The organism is Mycobacterium sp. E2699 (assembly GCF_001666745.1).
Taxonomy (GTDB): Bacteria; Actinomycetota; Actinomycetes; order Mycobacteriales; family Mycobacteriaceae; genus Mycobacterium.
Genome location: NZ_LZJH01000077.1, coordinates 162188 through 179581, shown reverse-complemented (window position 1 = coordinate 179581; position 17394 = coordinate 162188). Strand labels below are relative to the sequence as shown.

18 protein-coding genes are annotated in these 17394 nt (G+C 70.7%); 6 read left to right on the top strand and 12 right to left on the bottom strand.

Features of this window, described 5'->3' with window-relative positions; all coding sequences use genetic code 11:
* Positions 1 to 113 precede the first annotated feature (113 nt).
* The 8 genes from recN to tyrS form a co-directional block, all read right to left on the bottom strand.
* Positions 114 to 1871, bottom strand: coding sequence for a DNA repair protein RecN (recN, locus tag A5696_RS12660; protein WP_067878710.1), 1758 nt, complete (start codon positions 1869 to 1871; stop codon positions 114 to 116).
* Between the two features lie 13 nt (positions 1872 to 1884).
* Complete coding sequence (locus tag A5696_RS12655) at positions 1885 to 2817, bottom strand: NAD kinase (RefSeq protein ID WP_067878708.1); 933 nt, start codon at positions 2815 to 2817, stop codon at positions 1885 to 1887.
* Positions 2814 to 3623: a TlyA family RNA methyltransferase gene (locus A5696_RS12650; RefSeq protein WP_067878706.1), complete on the bottom strand. Its 810-nt coding sequence runs from the start codon at positions 3621 to 3623 to the stop codon at positions 2814 to 2816. Before A5696_RS12650 ends, A5696_RS12655 begins: the two co-directional genes overlap by 4 nt.
* Positions 3624 to 3631: 8 nt before the next feature.
* Positions 3632 to 3817 (bottom strand): hypothetical protein, encoded by a 186-nt coding sequence (locus tag A5696_RS12645; protein WP_067878704.1) that lies wholly within the window; start codon positions 3815 to 3817, stop codon positions 3632 to 3634.
* 12 nt (positions 3818 to 3829) lie between these two features.
* A complete protein-coding gene (locus A5696_RS12640) occupies positions 3830 to 4837 on the bottom strand; it encodes an HAD-IIA family hydrolase (RefSeq protein ID WP_067878702.1) in 1008 nt (335 codons plus the stop codon).
* A gap of 1 nt (position 4838) precedes the next feature.
* The gene (locus A5696_RS12635; RefSeq protein WP_156738365.1) at positions 4839 to 5627 is read right to left on the bottom strand and encodes a tetratricopeptide repeat protein; all 789 of its coding nucleotides are present in this window, start codon (positions 5625 to 5627) and stop codon (positions 4839 to 4841) included.
* Between the two features lie 149 nt (positions 5628 to 5776).
* Positions 5777 to 6136 (bottom strand): DUF732 domain-containing protein, encoded by a 360-nt coding sequence (locus A5696_RS12630; RefSeq protein WP_067878699.1) that lies wholly within the window; start codon positions 6134 to 6136, stop codon positions 5777 to 5779.
* A gap of 44 nt (positions 6137 to 6180) precedes the next feature.
* Positions 6181 to 7467, bottom strand: coding sequence for a tyrosine--tRNA ligase (tyrS, locus tag A5696_RS12625; protein WP_067878695.1), 1287 nt, complete (start codon positions 7465 to 7467; stop codon positions 6181 to 6183).
* Positions 7468 to 7547: 80 nt separating this feature from the next.
* Between tyrS and A5696_RS12620 the strand changes: the two genes are divergently transcribed.
* Positions 7548 to 8474 (top strand): bile acid:sodium symporter family protein, encoded by a 927-nt coding sequence (locus A5696_RS12620; RefSeq protein WP_255381522.1) that lies wholly within the window; start codon positions 7548 to 7550, stop codon positions 8472 to 8474.
* Positions 8475 to 8557: 83 nt separating this feature from the next.
* Here A5696_RS12620 and A5696_RS12615 read toward each other — a convergent pair whose 3' ends face one another.
* Complete coding sequence (locus A5696_RS12615) at positions 8558 to 9169, bottom strand: DNA-3-methyladenine glycosylase (protein ID WP_067878691.1); 612 nt, start codon at positions 9167 to 9169, stop codon at positions 8558 to 8560.
* Positions 9170 to 9237: 68 nt separating this feature from the next.
* Between A5696_RS12615 and A5696_RS12610 the strand changes: the two genes are divergently transcribed.
* The 4 genes from A5696_RS12610 to A5696_RS12595 all read left to right on the top strand — a co-directional run bounded on the left by A5696_RS12610 (position 9238) and on the right by A5696_RS12595 (position 12754).
* On the top strand, positions 9238 to 10509 hold the full coding sequence (locus tag A5696_RS12610) for an ammonium transporter (protein ID WP_067878688.1): 1272 nt from the start codon (positions 9238 to 9240) through the stop codon (positions 10507 to 10509).
* A 103-nt stretch (positions 10510 to 10612) separates the two neighbouring features.
* On the top strand, positions 10613 to 11377 hold the full coding sequence (locus tag A5696_RS12605) for an ABC transporter ATP-binding protein (protein WP_067878681.1): 765 nt from the start codon (positions 10613 to 10615) through the stop codon (positions 11375 to 11377).
* Positions 11311 to 12129: an ABC transporter permease gene (locus A5696_RS12600; protein WP_197516961.1), complete on the top strand. Its 819-nt coding sequence runs from the start codon at positions 11311 to 11313 to the stop codon at positions 12127 to 12129. Before A5696_RS12605 ends, A5696_RS12600 begins: the two co-directional genes overlap by 67 nt.
* Before the next feature lies 1 nt (position 12130).
* On the top strand, positions 12131 to 12754 hold the full coding sequence (locus A5696_RS12595; RefSeq protein ID WP_067878678.1) for a TetR family transcriptional regulator: 624 nt from the start codon (positions 12131 to 12133) through the stop codon (positions 12752 to 12754).
* Here A5696_RS12595 and A5696_RS12590 read toward each other — a convergent pair.
* The 3 genes from A5696_RS12590 to A5696_RS12580 all read right to left on the bottom strand — a co-directional run bounded on the left by A5696_RS12590 (position 12720) and on the right by A5696_RS12580 (position 16408).
* On the bottom strand, positions 12720 to 12944 hold the full coding sequence (locus tag A5696_RS12590) for a Trm112 family protein (protein ID WP_067879177.1): 225 nt from the start codon (positions 12942 to 12944) through the stop codon (positions 12720 to 12722). The genes A5696_RS12595 and A5696_RS12590 overlap by 35 nt on opposite strands.
* A 2-nt stretch (positions 12945 to 12946) precedes the next feature.
* Positions 12947 to 15913: an acyl-CoA synthetase gene (locus tag A5696_RS12585; RefSeq protein WP_067878672.1), complete on the bottom strand. Its 2967-nt coding sequence runs from the start codon at positions 15911 to 15913 to the stop codon at positions 12947 to 12949.
* A gap of 165 nt (positions 15914 to 16078) precedes the next feature.
* Positions 16079 to 16408, bottom strand: coding sequence for a hypothetical protein (locus A5696_RS12580; protein ID WP_156738363.1), 330 nt, complete (start codon positions 16406 to 16408; stop codon positions 16079 to 16081).
* Positions 16409 to 16908: 500 nt separating this feature from the next.
* Between A5696_RS12580 and A5696_RS12575 the strand changes: the two genes are divergently transcribed.
* Positions 16909 to 17391, top strand: a complete 483-nt coding sequence (locus tag A5696_RS12575) for a hypothetical protein (protein ID WP_067878667.1) — start codon at positions 16909 to 16911, stop codon at positions 17389 to 17391.
* Positions 17392 to 17394: the final 3 nt, after the last annotated feature.

Below are 17394 nucleotides of genomic sequence, written 5' to 3'. Positions count from 1 at the left end.
GAGTCACATCAGTAACAGAGCCATTACGCCTTGGTCGCGGCGAGGGTGCGCAGTTGTACGGGCTGCGCGGCGTGTCGGCGCACAAACACGCACACTCGCGGCATGGGGACGGGTCAGTCCCTGTCGTTCTGCGCGGTTTCGAGCAGTTCGCGGGCGTGCGCCCGGGCGCTGTCCGAGTCGCCCAGCCCGGCCAGCATCCGCGCCAGCTCGGCCACCCGGTCACCGTCGGTGACCCGCCGCACCACGCTGGTCCCCTTGGGTCCAGCGCTGTGCACCACGAGGTGCACGTCGGCGTACGCCGCGACCTGGGGCAGGTGCGTGACCACGATGACCTGGTGGGTGCTGGCCAGCCGCGCCAGCCGCCGGCCGATCTGCACCGCCGCGCGGCCGCCGACGCCGGCGTCCACCTCGTCGAACACCATCGTGGTGCCGGCCGCCTCTTTACGGGAAGTGGCGAGGACCACTTCTATTGCCAGCATCACCCGGGACAACTCCCCGCCGGACGCGCTCTTGGCCAGCGGCAGCACCGTCATCCCGCGGTGGGCCGCGAAGCCGAACTCGACCTGGTCGATGCCGTCACCGCCGGCGCGGACCAGCTCGCCGGAGGGCAGCGCCAGCGTGCCCGGATCGTCCTGGCCCGCGGCGTCGAGGCTCACGTCGATCGTGAACTCGGCGTCGGCCATCGCCAGCCCGGACAGCTCCGCGGTCACCTCCTTGGCCAACCGCTTGGCGGCCTTGCGCCGCACCTTGCTGAGATCGGCTGCGGCCTCGGACAGTTCGCGGGCCAGCTCGTCGACCCGCCTCGCGATTGCCGCCATGCCTTCTTCGGAGACGTCGATCTGCGCGAGCCGTTCGCGCGACTCCCGGGCCCACTCGAGCACCCCGTCGACGTCGGCGGCGTATTTGCGGGTCAGCGTGCGCAGCTCGGCCTGACGGGCCAGCTTGGACTCCAGCGCGCTGGCGTCGACCGGCAGCTCGTCGAGGAAGCCGCCGAGCTCGTGCGACGCGTCGGCGACCACCGTGAGCGCCTCGCCGAGCTGGCCGGCCAACGCCCGCAGCGTCGCGTCGTCGGTGGATTCGAGTGCGGCCCTTGCCTTTCCGATGCTGTCGATGGCGCTTTGGCCGAGCTCGTCCGCATCGTCCGCCGACAGCGCCGCGCGCGCCGTGGCGGCGGCCTCGCGCAGCGTGTCCAGTTCGGACAGCCGCAGGACGTCGGCGACCAGCGCGTCGTCTTCCCCGGGTTGCGGGTCGACGGTGTCGATCTCGTTCAATGCGAACTTCAGCCGGTCGGCCTCCTGGGCGAGCTCGCGGGCCCGGTCGCGGCGGTCGATCAGGTCGCGCCGCGCCGTGAGCCAGGCGTCACGCAGCTTGCGGTAGCGTTCGAGCGCCGCACCGGCGCCGGCGAACCGGTCCAGCGCGCCGCGCTGCTCCTCGGCACGCATCAGCCGCAGCTGGTCGTTTTGGCCGTGCAGGGTCAGCAGCTCGGTGGTGAAGTCGCCCAGCGACTTCGCGGGGACGCTGCGGCCGCCCAGATACGCGCGCGAGGGTCCGTCGCGGCTGACCGAGCGCAGCGCGATCACGCTGCCGTCCTCGTCGCGCTCCCCGCCCAGGTCTTCCAGCATCCCATCCAGGTGCGCCGCCGTCGCGTCGTCGAGATCTGTTGTGGTGAAACGGCCTTCGACGACGGCGCGCTCGGCGCCGGACCGCACCCGCGTGGCGTCGGCGCGGGCCCCGCCGAGCAGGTGCAGGCCGGTCACCACCATCGTCTTGCCGGTGCCGGTCTCGCCGGTCAGCACCGTCAGGCCGCGGCCGAACTCCCCCACCGCGGCGCTGATGGCGCCCAGCGACTCGATGCGGATCTCGGTGAGCACCGTGCGAGCGCCGTTACTTTCCGCGCCAACCGGTCACCGGCAACCGGAACTTGCGGACCAAGCGGTCGGTGAACGGAGCGCTGTCCAGCCGCGCCCATTTGACCGGGGTGTCGCAGCGGGTCACCTCGATCCGGCTGCCCGCCGGGATCACCATCTCGCGGCGGCCGTCGCAGAAGACCAGGGCGTCGTGACCGCCCGCCTCGGTCTCGATCGCGATCGTGGCCTCGGGGCTGGTGACCATGGGACGGCCGAACAGCGCGTGAGCGTTGTTGGGTACCACCAGGATCGCCTCGAGGTCGGGCCACAGCACCGGGCCGCCGGCCGAGAACGCGTAGGCCGTCGAGCCGGTCGGCGTCGACACCAGCACGCCGTCGCAGCCGAACGCGGACACCGGGCGCCCGTCGACCTCGACGACCACGCCGAGCACACCCAGCCGGGGGCCCTTTTCCAGGCTGACCTCGTTGAGCGCCCACCCGTGTTCGACGCGACCGTTGATCAGCACCGCGACGTCCAGCGTCAGGCGATTCTCCACCCGGTAGTCGCGGGCCACCACGTGATCCAGCACCTGGTCGATGGCCTCCGCCTCGGCCTCGGCCAGGAACCCGATGCGGCCCAGGTTGACGCCCAGCACCGGAATGCCGGCATTGCGCGCCAGTTCGGCGGCCCGCAGGAACGTCCCGTCGCCGCCCAGCACCAGCACCAGTTCGCAGCCCTCGGCGGCCGACGGTTCGGCGTCGACCACCTCGATTTCGACGCCCATGGCCCGCATGTCGTCGGGGGCGAGGTGCAGCGAGCCCCGGTCGACCGCCTCGGCGGACAGAAGTCGAAGCCCAATGCCGTTGTCGCCCAGCACTTTTTGCACGCGACGGGCGGTCTCGGTCGCCTCGTCGCGGCCGGTGTGGACCACCAGCAGCACGGTTCGGTGGTCGGTCTTTTCGGGCGTCATTGCGGGCCCTCTGCCACGGCCCGCGTCACCGCGTCCACCAGCCCATCAGCCGACAGCCCCCGATCGGTCTCGGCGCGCAACCACAAGAAGTATTCGACATTGCCCGACGGGCCCGGCAACGGGCTGGCGGTGACGTCGACGGTCCGCCAACCCAGCTCGCCGGCGCGTCGCGCGACGGCCAGCACCGCGTCGGCGCGCAGGCCCGGGTCGCGGACGACCCCGCCGGCGCCGACGCGCCCCTTCCCCACCTCAAACTGCGGCTTCACCATGGGAACGATATCCGCGCCCGGCCAAGCGCATCCAATCAGCGCGGGCAACACGCTCGCCACCGAGATGAACGACAGGTCGGCCACCACCAGCTCGACCGGCCCGCCGATCGCCTCGGGCGTCAGGTCGCGGACGTTGGTCCGCTCGACGACGGTCACCCGCGGGTCGCAGCGCAGCGACCACGCCAGCTGGCCGTAGCCCACGTCGGCGGCCACCACTTCGGCCGCGCCCCGGTCCAGCAGCACCTCGGTGAACCCACCCGTCGACGCGCCGGCGTCCAGGCAGCGGCGGCCCGCGACCCCGATGCCGAAAGCGTCGAGGGCGCCGATGAGCTTGTGCGCCCCGCGCGACACCCAGCCGCGCTCGCCGTCGTCGAGGACGGTCAGGGCGGCGGTGACCTCCACGGCGGTGCCCGGTTTGCGGGCCGGCAGGCCGTCGATGCTCACCTTGCCGGCGCCGATCAACTCCGCGGCCTGCTGGCGGGATCTCGCGAGCCCGCGGCGGACGAGCTCGGCGTCGACGCGGGCGCGCCGTGCCACCGCCGGACTCAGCCCTTCTCCGCCGACTCCAGCGCGGCGAGCAGCACGTCGTGCGCCTCGGACAGGCGGCGCGCGATCTCCTCGAGCTCGTCAAGAGTCGGCTCGCGGTCGGGGTTTTCCGGATCCCCCACCTCGGACAGCTGGGTAACCAGGGCGTCGATTTCAGCGCGAAGCTGATCGGGATCGATAGTCATCGCGTACCTACGTTAGTCGCCGCGCACCAAAGACCAGCGCTGCAGCGCCTCGCGCGCCCGCTCGTCGGCGGCCTCGATGCGCAACGGCCCGGGGCCCTGCACGCCCCACAGCGCGCTGGCGACGGCGCGGACGACCGACAGCCCGTCGCCGTCGTCGGCGCCGTTGGCGCTGACCGTCACCGCCTTGTCGTCGACGTCGATGCGCCAGCCCGGCTGGGGCCGCACCGCGAGCAGGTCGCCGTCGGCGTGCAGCGAGCGCAGGTCATGGCCGATGTAGGTGGGGCGGCGGACGGGGTCGGCGTAGACGGCGTCGCGCGCGGTGCTGACGCCGGTGAGCACCATCAGGCTGGGCAACCGGGCGGCGTTGGCGCCCTCGATGTCGGTGTCCAGCCGGTCGCCGACGACCAGGGGCGTGCGGAAATCGCCGCGGGCGACCGCGTCCTGCAGCAGGCGCGGCGCCGGCTTGCCGGCGACCCGCGGTTCGGCGCCGGTGGCCGCCCGGAGCGCCGCGACGAACGATCCGTTGCCGGGCAGCAGCCCGCGCTCGGTGGGCAGGGTGGGGTCGACGTTGGCCGCGACCCACAGCGCGCCGGCCCGGATGGCCAGTGCGGCCTCGGCGAGGTCCGGCCAGCCGATGGTCGTGGACAGGCCTTGCACGACGGCGACCGGCTCGTCGTCGTAGCGGCGCACCGGGCGCAGCCCGACGGCGGCGATTTCGTTGGCCAGCGCGTCGGTGCCCACGATCAGCACGCGGGAGTCCGCGGGAAGCTGATCGGCCAGCAGCCTGGCCGCGCTTTGGGCGCTGGTGACGACGTCATCCGCCGCGGCGGTGAAGCCGAGGTCGCGCAGGTGCAGCGCAACCTCGTCGGCGCTGCGCGAGGCGTTGTTGGTCACATAGAGCTTGCGGCTGTCCACGTCGTCGAGCGACTGCACCGCGCCCCGGGTGGGCTGGGCGCCGCGGAAGACCGTCCCGTCGAGGTCGACCAGCAGGCAATCATATTGCTGGGCAAGGCTTTTCATCTCAGGCTAGCTCGCTGACCCGCTCTTCGGCGTCGGTGACGCCTTCGACGTCGGCGGCCGCCGACCGCAAAAACCAGTGCAGCGCTTCGTCGGTGCGGCCGAGCGCCAGCAGCGTGTCGGCGTAGGCGTAGAACAACCGCGCCGCCGTCGAACCGGTGCGGCCCGGGTCGAGCTGCGGCGTGGATAACAGGGTCAGCGCCTGCTCGAGTTGGCCGAGGTCCGCGCGCGCGCCGGCGGCGACGATGCGCAACTCGTCGGCGTCGTCGCCGGAGAGCTGGGCGGCCTCCTCGCCGCGCGCCAGTTCGATCGCCCGCTCCGGACGGCCAAGTCCGCGTTCGCAATCGGCGATGAGCGCGAGCAACGGCGACTTGCTGCCCATCCGGCGGGCGGCGCGCAACTCGGCCAGCGCCTGGGCCCAGTCGCCGCAATGGTAGGCGGCGATCCCGACGGCCTCGCGGACCGCGGCGATCCTGCTGGAGCGGGCCCGCGCCGCGCGGGCATGGCTCAGCGCGGCCTCCGGGTCCTCGTCGATCAGCTCTCCGGCGGCGACCAGGTGGCGCGCCACCGCGTCGGCGGTGGCGCGGTCCAGGGTGCTCAGTTCGCGCCGGACGTCGGGCGCCAGCTGCCGGGCCTCGATGCCGGGCGGAATGGGGGGCGCCCCGTGGTCGTCTTGACCGTCCTGGCCGGCGCCGCGGGGCTGCACCGGGCGGGCGCGGCCCGGGCCCGACCAGGATCCGGATGCCGAGCGAGGTCGCCGCCTACCGTCGCGCCCCTGCCTGTCGTCGACCACCCTGCAAAGGATACGGACGCGGCTGCGGCTCGGCCGTTGAGTGTGCGGTGACGGCTTTGAGTGCGCTTCCAGGGCGAGAAAACCGGCTTGGATTCAGCCCTGAGTACACACCGAACGCCGTGAGTTCACACTCTGCGGAGCGAGTCCGCCTAGGCCGGGCCGCGGTCTGTCAGCAGTGGCGCCAGCACCGCCGGGCAGTAGGTCGCGATCGCGACGATGGTGAACACCCCCGCCACCTCCGGGGACATGCCGTGGCCGTCGGCGACGGCGGCGATCACCGAGTCGAACGACCCGCCGGGCTGCACCAGCATCGGGCAGACCGACTGGCCCAACGCCATCGCGGTGTCCGGTTGCGACACCGGAACGCCGGCGTTGGTGAGCGCCCGCAGGAACGCGTTGCCCCGCAGGTCGGCGTGCACGGGGGCGGCCAGCAGCGCGGTCAAACCCGCCACGCCCGCGCCCACTCCGACGACCCGCAGCACCCGTGTCGCGCTAGTCACCGTGACCACAGTGGTCGCCGGCGGTCACGTCCGGGACACGACGCGATAAAGGTTCAGCCGTCCACCCGCTCGATCCCGGCGATGTTGCGTTTGCCCCGCCGCAGCACCAGCCACCTGCCGTGCAGGAAGTCCGACGGCTGCGGCGACCAATCCTCGCTGTCGATGCGCACGTTGTTCACCGACACGCCGCCCTCGCCGATGGTGCGCCGCGCGGCGCCCCTGCTGGCCGACAGGCCGCTGGCCACCAACAGGTCGACGATCCCGTCGGGGCCGCCGGGTTTGAGCTCGGCCACCGACGCCTCGCGCAGCGCCGCGGCCAGCGTCGGCTCATCCAGCCGGTCGAGTTCACCCTGCCCGAAGAGCGCCCGGCTGGCGTGCTCGACCGCCTCGGCGGCCGCCTCGCCGTGCACCAGCACGGTCAGCTCGTGGGCCAGGCGGCGCTGCGCGGCGCGTTGCTGCGGACGCTCGGCGGTGGCCTGCTCCAGCTCGGCCAGCTCGTCGGCCGACAGGAAGGTGAACCACCGCAGATACCGGATCACGTCGGCGTCGGCGGTGTTGACGAAGTACTGGTACCAGGCGTACGGGCTAGTCATCTGCGGGTCCAGCCATAGGCTGCCGCCCCCGGTGGACTTGCCGAACTTGGTGCCGTCGGCGGCGGTCACCAGCGGGACCGTCAGCGCATGCACCGCAGCGCCGAGCGTCTGGCGCACCAGCCGGACCCCGGCGATGATGTTGCCCCACTGGTCGGAGCCGCCGATCTGCAGGACGCAGCCGTAGCGGCGGTGCAGCTCCACGTAGTCGTTGGCCTGCAACAGCATGTAGCTGAACTCGGTGTAGGAGATTCCCTCGCCCTCCAGGCGCCGCCGCACGGTGTCGCGGTCCAGCATCACGTTGACCGAGAAGTGCTTGCCGATGTCGCGCAGGAACTCGATGGCCGACAGCGGGCCCGTCCAGTCCAGGTTGTCGACGACGACGGCAGCCGTCGGCGACTCGCCAGAATCCGAGAAGTCGACGAAGCGCTCCAGCTGCCCGCGGATGCGCTCGGTCCATTCCGCGACGGTGTTCGCCTCGTTGAGGGTGCGCTCGCCGACGTCACGCGGGTCGCCGATCATGCCGGTGGCCCCGCCGGCCAGCACGATGGGACGGTGCCCGGCGCGCTGGAACCGGCGCAGCGTCAGCAGCGGGACCAGGTGGCCGGCGTGCAGGCTGGCGGCGGTGGGGTCGAAGCCGGCGTAGACCGTCATCGGCCCGCGCCGCGCTTCGGCGGCGAGCGCGTCGAGGTCGGTGGACTGCGCGATCAGTTCGCGCCAGCGCAGCTCGTCGAGGATCCCGGAAGACATCGCGCACGACTTTAGTCGTTCTCGCGCGCACGATTCGCCCCCGCGGCGCTCCCTAAGGCAAGCTAACTACGTGGCGCATCGTGGCGCTATCGCCTTTCCCCGTCAGCGCACCAACACCGCGGAGCGTCATGGACAACCGATACTGGCCGCTGGTCGTCGCGATCATCATGCTCGCCCTCGGGCTCACGCTCACGGTCGACGACTTCAAGCGGGCCGCCACGCTGCGCAAACCGCTGGTCGTCGCGCTGGCCTGCCAGTCTCTGCTGCTGCCGGTTGTGTGCCTGCTGATCGCCGAGGCCTTTCATCTCGAACCGCACCTGGCCGTCGGGCTCATGCTGATGGCGGCGACCCCCGGCGGGACGATGTCGAACCTGCTCAGCCACCTGTTCAACGGTGACCTGGCGCTCAACCTCACGCTGACCGCAATCAACGCCGTGCTCTCGATCATCGCCCTGCCCGCGATCCTGGCGGTCGCGATGACCTGGTTCCTCGGCCATGGGCGGTTCCTGCCGCTGCCACTGGACAAGTTCCTCGCGGTGATCGGGCTGGTGCTGCTTCCCATCGCGATCGGCGTCGCCATCCGCCACCGCTTCCCCGAGCTGGCCCGGCGACTGCAGAAACCGGTCCGGATCGCCGCGATCACGCTGCTCGTGCTCGCCATCGTCGCGGCCATCGCGGGGGGACGAACGACGCTGTGGCACAACATCGGCCTGCTGAGCGGGGCCGTCGTGGCCTTCTGCGCGGTGAGCCTGACGGTCGGCTACCTGGCGCCGCGCCTGATGCGGCTGGCCCCGCGGCAGGCGGTCGCGGTCAGCCTGGAGGTCGGCATGCACAACGCCGTGGTGGCGATGGGCATCGCGTTGAGCCCGCAGCTGCTCAACAGCGCCGTAATGGCCACGCCGGCCGCGGTATACAGTGCCGTCGCGCCCCTGCTGGCCGTGACGTTCATCCTCCTCGCGCGCCGCGTCGACCCCGCTTTCCGCGCCGTCGCTCCGGCCGCCGTCTAGTCGCTCTCGCCCCTGCCCACCGAGGGTGGGAGTCATGTACGGATTTGATGGAATTTTCGTGCATATCACCCACTCTCGGCGGGTTAGTCACTGTGGCCCGGCGCGGGCGCGCGCGGGCTGCGCCGGTAGGCCGACACCTCCGGCCGGCCGCCCAGCCACAGTCGCCACGGCCGGTCGGCGGCCTGGCTGACCCCGACGCGCGGCCCCGACACGGCGCTCAGCGGGTCGTGTAGTTCCACGGTGACCGGGCTGGCGGCGTCGAAGAGGTCGATTCCGTTGTCCTCCATGGTGATTCCCAGCGCCGAGCACAGGTTGCCGGGGCCGCGCGCCAGCGCCGCGGTGCGGACGAGCTCGCCGCGGCGGGCCCGCGCGACGTCGGTGCCGTCCTCGACGGCCGCGGCCCGCAGCAGCACGGCGGCGGCGGTGCCGTCGGGGCCGCACGAGACGTTGGCGCAGACGTGGATCCCGTGGCTGCGGTAGGTGTAGAGCCGCCCTGGCGGCCCGAACATGACCGCATTGCGCCCGGACAGGCCGCGGAACGAGTGGGCCGCGGCGTCGGGCCAGGGGCCGTCGGGCACCCCGCCGTAGGCCTCGACCTCGACGATGATCGCGCGCACGCCTCGTCCGGTGAGGGTGGCGCCGAGCAGCCGATGGGCGGCCGCGACGGGGTCCACCACCAGCCGGTCCGCAACCACCCAACGAACCTACCGGCACCGCGGACATGGCAGTATCCCGGTTGCCGCGTGGCAAAGGAGCCCAAAATATGCATGCGATCGACCCCGCCGCCACGGCGTGGCTGCTGGCCAGCACCGCACTCGTGCTGTTGATGACCCCCGGCCTGGCCATCTTCTACGGCGGCATGGTGCGCACCACCGGGGTGCTCAACATGATCATGATGAGTTTCATCTCCATCCCGCTGGTCACGGTCGCGTGGTTGCTGGTCGGCTACACGATCGCGTTCTCCGACGACGGAGCGGGCGGGCTCGTCGGCAACCTCAGACACGTCGGGATGCTCGGCATCGGCCCCGACACCGTCCACGGCACGGTCCCCGAACTGCTGTACGCGACTTTCCAACTCGCGTTCGCGATCGTCACGGCCGCACTGGTCAGCGGCGCGATCGCCGACCGCGCCAAGTTCGCGGCCTGGATGACGTTCGTCGCGGTGTGGGCGATTGTCGTGTATTCGGTTGTCGCGCACTGGGTGTGGGGGCCGGGCGGCTGGCTGGCCAAGCTGGGCGTGCTGGACTACGCGGGCGGCCTCGTCGTCGAAATCGTCTCCGGTTCCTCGGCGTTGGCCCTGGCGCTGGTGCTCGGGCCGCGGATCGGCTTCAAGAAGGACGCCATGCGTCCGCACAACCTGCCGTTCGTCCTGCTCGGGGTGGGGCTGTTGTGGTTCGGATGGTTCGGGTTCAACGCCGGTTCGGCTTTGGCCGCCAGCGGAACCGCCGCGGCCATCTTCCTCAACACCCTCGTCGCAGGCTGCCTCGGCATGCTCGGCTGGCTCGCGGTCGAACGGGTCCGCGACGGCCGGCCCACGACGTTCGGCGCGGCGTCCGGTGTGGTCGCCGGTCTCGTCGCCATCACGCCGTCGTGCGGGACGGTCGACACGCTCGGTGCCGCGGTCGTGGGGCTTGCCGCCGGTGTCGTGTGCTCCTTCGCGGTCGGCGCGAAATTCCGCTTCAACTACGACGATTCGCTCGACGTGGTCGGCGTGCACTTCGTGGGCGGCGTGGTCGGCGTGTCGTTGATCGGGCTGCTGGCCACCGCGGTCATGACGTCGGGCCCGCGGGGCCTGTTCTACGGGGGCGGGTTCGGCCAATTGGGCAAGCAGGCGCTCGCGATCGTCGTGGTGGCGCTGTACGCGTTTGTCGTGTCGTTCACTCTTGCGAAGCTGATCGACGCGACCATGGGCTTCCGGGTCAGCGCCGAGGACGAGACCACCGGCGTCGACCTCACCCAGCACGCCGAAACCGCCTACGCCGAAGGTGTGTACGGGCATCTTCCGCAGCGGCGGCCGGGATTGCCCTCCGCGTAACCGCGAGAGTGCGTCTGCCGACGCATTCCGCGAGTGTGCCCGACGGTCATTGCACTTTCGGCACCCCTTGACAAGCCCGATCGGGGGGACGATTATTCATCGCATGATGAGTTCATCAAGTGATGAATTACTTGCGCAGGGCCACCGCGTCGCCGTCAGCGTCGAGCATTTGCGCGTCGTCCGAGGCAAACACATTGCGCTGCATGACTTTTCGGTGCAGATCGCGCAGGGCACGATCACCGGCCTGCTCGGCCCGTCCGGCTGCGGCAAGACCACGCTGATGCGCAGCATCGTGGGCACCCAGATCCTGAAGTCGGGCGACGTCACGGTGCTGGGGCGACCCGCCGGGAGCCCGGCGCTGCGCCGCCGCGTCGGATACATGCCGCAGGACCCGACGATCTACAACGACCTGCGCATCGTGGACAATGTCCGCTACTTCGCCTCGCTGTACGGCTTCGACAACCGCGCCGCCGACGCCGCCATCGACCGGGTCGGCCTCACCGATCACCGGACAGCCTTCTGCGGCAACCTTTCCGGCGGGCAGCGCACGCGGGTGTCGCTGGCATGCGCGCTGGTGTGCCAGCCCGAGCTGCTGGTGCTCGACGAGCCGACCGTGGGCCTGGACCCGGTGCTGCGCGTCGACCTCTGGGAGCAGTTCGCCGAGCTGGCCCGCGCGGGCACCACCCTGCTGGTCTCCAGCCACGTGATGGACGAGGCCGACCACTGCGACGACCTGCTGCTCATGCGCGAGGGCCACCTGGTGGCCCACACCACCCCGGCCCGACTACGAGAGGACACCGGATGCACGTCACTGGAGGACGCGTTTCTGTCCATCATCAAGCGCAGCACGAGGCAAAAGGCGGGTTAGGACTCAGGGCGTATGCGGCGACCACCACGCGGATCCTGCGCCAGCTGGCCGCCGATCACCGCAGCGTCGCGCTGATCCTGTTCGTCCCGATCCTGGTCATCACGCTGATGTACTTCATGTTCGAGAACGCGCCGCACCGCCCGGGCACGCCGTCGCCTTTCAACAACGCCTGCCTGATCCTGCTGGGCCTGTTCCCGCTGTTCGTGATGTTCATCATCACGTCGATCACCATGCAGCGCGAACGGGCCTCCGGGACGCTGGAGCGCATCCTGACCACTCCCCTGCGCCGGCTCGACATGCTGATCGCCTACGGCACCGCGTTCTCGATAGCCGCTGCGGTGCAAGCGATTCTGGCCTGCATCGTCTCGTTCTGGTTCCTCGGCTTCGACACGGCCGGCAGCCCGGTGTGGGTGTTCGTGATCGCGATCGTCAACGCCATCCTGGGCGTCGGGCTGGGCCTGCTCTGTAGCGCGTTCGCGCGCACCGAGTTTCAGGCGGTGCAGTTCATCCCGCTGGTGATGGTCCCGCAGTTCCTGCTGGCCGGCATCATCGTGCCCCGCGCGCTGATGGCGCACTGGCTGCAGTGGGTCAGCAACGTGATGCCCGCCAGCTACGCGCTGGAGGCCTTGCAGCAGGTGGGTGCGCACTCCGAGCCGACGTCCATCGCGGTGCGCGACATCGTCGTCGTGCTGGGCTTCGCGATCGCGGCGCTGTGCCTGGCCGCGGCGACGCTGCGGCGGCGGACGCCCTAGCATGACGGATACCACCACCGGGCGGCGGCGGCCCGGACGACCGGCCGGAGCGTCCGACACGCGGGAGCGGATCCTGAGCAGTGCCCGGGGGCTGTTCGCCAGCAAGGGGATTCGCAACACGTCGATCCGCGCGGTCGCCGCGGCGGCAGGCGTCGACTCGGCACTCGTGCACCACTACTTCGGCACCAAGGAAAAGCTGTTCGCCGCGGCCGTCCACATCCCGATCGACCCGATGGACATCATCGGCCCGCTGCGCGAGGTCCCGATCGAGGAGATCGGCTACCGGCTGCCGTCGATGTTGTTGCCGCTGTGGGATTCCGAGCTGGGCACCGGCTTCATCGCGGTGCTGCGGTCGGTCCTGGCCGGCGCGGAGGTCAACCTGTTCCGCACGTTCATCCAGGACATCATCGCGGTTGAAGTGGGTTCGCGCGTCGACGATCCGCCGGGCAGCGGCGTCATCCGCATCCAGTTCGTCGCGTCCCAGCTGGTGGGAGTGGTGATGGCGCGCTACATATTTCAACTCGAGCCGTTCGCGTCGTTGCCGGCCGAACAGATCGCGCGAACCATCGCGCCCAACCTGCAGCGCTACCTCACCGGGAAGCTGCCGGACGGGCTCGTTCCATAAGCCGGGCGTGCTCGTCGTCGTCGACGTCGCGGGCCTCGTCGATCAGCAGCACCGGGATGCCGTCCTCGATGCGGTAGGCGCGCCGCAGCCGCGGGTTGTAGAGCAGCTCACCATCGCCCGGGTCGATCAACAGCAGCGGGCCCCGGTCGGCCGGGCAGACCAGGATGGCGAGCAGGGCGTCGTCGACCATCACTACGCGCCGCTCAGTTCGGACCGCGCTCCGGGTGTCAGCCGGCGGAACTCGTTGGCGGCGGCGTCGAAGTACCACGCCTGACGTCCCGGCTTGGGGATCCCGGCCGCGCGCAGGGCGCTGACGGTGGGCCGGTACGTCGCGCTCAATGTCATTTCCGGGCACACGTGCACGATGTCGGGCCCCAGCCCGACGGGAATCTTCGCGACGGCCTCGGTGAGGTCGGCCGCCGTGATGGTGGCGCCCGGCAGCAGGGTCACCGCCGACACCGCCGCCTGCTGGTCCCCCACCGGCACGTTGTAGGTCACCGCGAGGTCGACCCCGTTGATGCAGCCCAACGCGTCGGTGACCGCCTCGGCATAGACCAGCCCGCGCGCGGTGTGGACCACCGAGCCGCGGCGGCCCATCAACCAGTAGTCGCCGTCGTCGTCGCGGCGGAACAGGTACTCGGTTGCGATCCAGGTGTCGCCCGCGGCGAACACCCCGCGTTTGACCGAGGCACTCGGGTCGATCGGCCCGTTGGACTGCGCGAGCAGCACCCCGACCTGGTTGGGTGCGGCGACCTGGACGAAGCCGCGGTCGTCCTCCAGGATCAGGTCGTGCTCGGCGTCGTAGGCGCCGAGTTCGATGCGGCCGGCGCCCGGCAACGGCCGGCCCTTGCTGCCGATCTTGGCGCCTGACACGTTGGCCAGCACGGCCTGCCCGTCGGTGGTGGCGAAGAACTCCACGACGCGGGCCGGGGCGAAGGCGTCGACGACGCGCGCCCACAGCCCGGTCGGCATGCCGGACCCGATGAACAGGCGAACCGGGTGGTTGCCGTGCAACACGAACGCGGGATCGTCGACGACGTCGCGCAGCATGGCCCAGGTGTAGGACACCACCGTCACGCCGTACTGCCGCACCTCCTGCACGAACCGGTCGGGCTGCAGGCCGCGCGACAGCGCGATGCGGGTGCCGCCGACGACCGCGCCGCCCAGGCTGACCAGCAGCGCCGACTCGTGGTGCAGCGGCGTCAGGCAGTACACGGTGTCGCGGCGGTCCAGGGCGGCGGTCGAGGCCGTCCCGAAGGCCGACACTGCCCACCGGTAGTTGGTGATCTGCTTGGCGACCAGCTCGCCGCCGGCCGCGTTGAACGCGATGAACGCCAGGTCGCGGGCCAACCCGGGGTTGGGCCGGTACCAGGCGGGCAGCTCGACGGCGTCGGGGTCGATTTTCTCCATGTCGATGACGTCGGAGTCGTGGGGCAGGTGCAGGTCTCGCGACTCGCCGCCGCCGAGCACCAGGATCTGCCCGGGCAGGTCGCGCGCCGCGTCGAGGTTGGTGGGGTCGGTCAGGATCTCGGTCACGCCCCCGAGGCGGACCGAGGCGACCAGGTCGGCGTCGGGGCGCATCACCACGGCGACGGCACCGAGCCGGGACAGCGCCGCGATGGCGACCAGCGCGCTGGGCCGCGTCTCCATCAGCACACCGACGCGGTCGCCCTGCCGCACCCCGACCTCGATCAGCCCGCGGACGACGTTGTTCACCCGGCGGTTGACGGCCTCATAGGTATGCACGCGGCCGTCGAACAACAGGAACTCGCCCTGCGGGGCGTCGTGCGCCTGCTCCTCGATGATGCGGCCCAGCGAGATGCGGGTGTGGTCGTTGATCTGTCCCAGCCGGACCAGTCGCGGCAGCGTCCGGACCGTCTCCACGGCCAGGGTGCGCATCGACTTGTTCGCGGCGACGACGGCGTTCGCCGTGCCGCGCACCGCGCCCATCGCCGCCTCGGAGACCTCCCCGAGGCCGTGCGCGATCCGGGAGCTCAACGCGACGCCGCTGTCGGTGTGGTCGATCGGCTGATCGGCCATCAGGTCGATGCCGGTGGGCTTGTCCCCGCCGGTCGACAGCCACTGCACCCACGCCGCGACGGTGGGCCAGCTCTCCCGCGCCGCCTTGGATCCCACGACGAGACCGAAATGTCCTGTGCGGACCAGGCATTCGTAGACTTCGGCGTCGGGCGCCGCCCGCCGGATCCCGCGCACCGAGGCCGGCTGCCCGATGTCGTCCACCTCGCCGACGAAGGCCAGCACCGGGCAGGTGATGTCGGTGAGCGTGACCATTTGTCCGTTGATGGCGAAGCCGCCGGTCATCATGCGGTTGTGCGCGATGAACTGCTTGAGCAGTTCCGAGATCGCCGGGCCCGACCACGCGATCCAGCCCTCGCGCTCGAGGAACCTGCGCTGTTGTTCGCGCGGCAGCAGCGCCTCGCGGTCGTGCAGCTGGCGCACGAAGTCGACCCGGGCCTTGGCCGTCTTGAGCGGGTCGAGCATCTGAAAACCGGCGCGCGCCAACCAGCCCGGGATGTCGAGTCGGCTGAAGACGTGATCGGCCATGAAGTTTGCCGCGGGCGCGGCGAAGTTCGGCGGAATGCCCATCGGCAACGCGGCCAGGGTGTCCACCGGCGAGCCGAACGCGACGATGCTGGCGATGTTCTTCGAACGCCGGTACGCAGCGGCCTGGTAGCAGAACATTCCGCCCTGCGAATAGCCGACCAAATGCACGTCGCTGCCCGCCACGTCCCTGACCGTGTCGATCGCCTGGCTGAGCGCGACGATGTGGTCGGCCAGGTTGCGGCGCATGCCGCCTTCCACCTTGTCGGGAGAGCCGAAGTCGATGACCCACGGATCGAGCCCGGCGGCGTGCAGGATCCCCACCGCCCCGTCTTCGCGGGTGACGTCCCACATGTCGGCCGACATCATCATCGGGTGCACCATCAGCACGGGCGCCCCCACCGGCGCATGCCCGGGCCGGCTGTCCGGCGGGAAATACCGGCGCAGCTTGTACATCGGGACGCTCTCGACGATCTGGGACGGCGACGGGACGCTTCCGGTTTCCAACCCCCCCAGGCGCAAGACCTCGAGCCCGTTTTGTGCCGTGGCCACCAGACGCCCGACCGGCCGCGTGACCACCGAAAAATTGAGATCCACCGCTGCTCCCTGACTCTTGACAGCTCCGCCATCATGGCACATCTGCGCGGCCGGCGGTTTTGGTCAGGCGGTTTGCCGGAGCGTCCCCCGCTCCCGGCCCCGTGCGCTCGGGTGCGCCCGCGGAATTCGTCGGGGCCGTCAATTTTGGGGGCGCCCGGCGGGGCTTTACAGCACCACGAAATCCATCGGTCCGATGTCGGCCATCCGGCGCAGCCGCTCCGCCATCCGGCGATCTTCGCGCGCGAACTCGCGATGGACGGCCGCGTGTTCGCGGTACTCATCGCTTGCGGGATTGTCGTGTTCGGCCGCCTCGTCGTAGGCGTTCGCGGTTCGCTCGTGGCTGTCCGCGGACCTGTCCAAGCTTTTGGCCGCGGATCGCTGCGCCGCCCTGGCCAGTAGCCGCGCGTGCTCGGCTCGTTGTCCGGTGCGGAAGGCGTCCACGTCATCCCATACCCGGAGGTCGGGTCCGGCCTGGAGTCCGTTGTCTGCGCTCACTGTGCCCCAGTCCCTTTCTGGCCGCAGGATTGACGGGGATGGCGCGACTGAAACGCGTCCGGCCCGACGATTCCGTCCCGGCGGACCGGCGGCGCCTACCCGGCGGCGACGACTTGCGTTGCCTCCCATGGTGATACGCGCGACGCCTACACCGGACCGAATTCGATGATTAGCGGACGTGAATCCGGGTATTTAACCGAAGCGCATGGTTCGCGACGCGTGCCCGCATGCCGTCAGGACCACCTCGGTTGAAACACGCAGCTGGGCGCTTAGCCAGTTCTCTGGGCAGTCATCTCGACTCGTTTTGAACCGGTGTCGTCGGGGTGGCCGCTGGAGCGTGTTTCCGTGCGGGAGTGAGGTGGCCTGATGAGCACGACGATGGCCCGATCCGCGAGTTTTCTGACCGGCGGTCGCCGGCGGCCGGCCGGGCACCCCGCAATTCGCCAATCAATTCACGCGGGCCCGCTGCTGCCCGCTGGACGCCAGGAAAGGGAATCCAAATGTTGTTGCTAGGCAACGGCGGACGGCGCAAAGCCGGCGAGGCCGAACATCTGGCCGAGCGGGCCCTGTACGACGTCGCGCACGGTCGCTTCGAACGCTCGCTGTCCGGCCTGACGGCGATGGCGGCCGTCGTCACGACCGCGGAAATCTATTTCGAGCACTACAAGGCCAGCTTCGGCAACAAGTGGATGTGGAGCCCGATCGTGGTCACCCCGCCGGTGGTGGTCGCCGGGATCGGCGGGGTGTTCTCACGGCGCTGGGCCAAGCTGTGGCTGCCGATCACCGCCGGCATCTACACGGCCAACGGCCTGATGGGCGAGTACCTGCACGCGCGCGGGGTCGCCCGCAAGCCGGGCGGCTGGAAGAACGCCTCCTACAACGTGCCGATGGGCCCGCCGATCGCGGCGCCCGGGTTGATGTGCATGGTCGGCGGGATGGGGCTGCTCGCCTCGCTCCTGCGCCGCGAACGGTTCCGGCGATAGTCG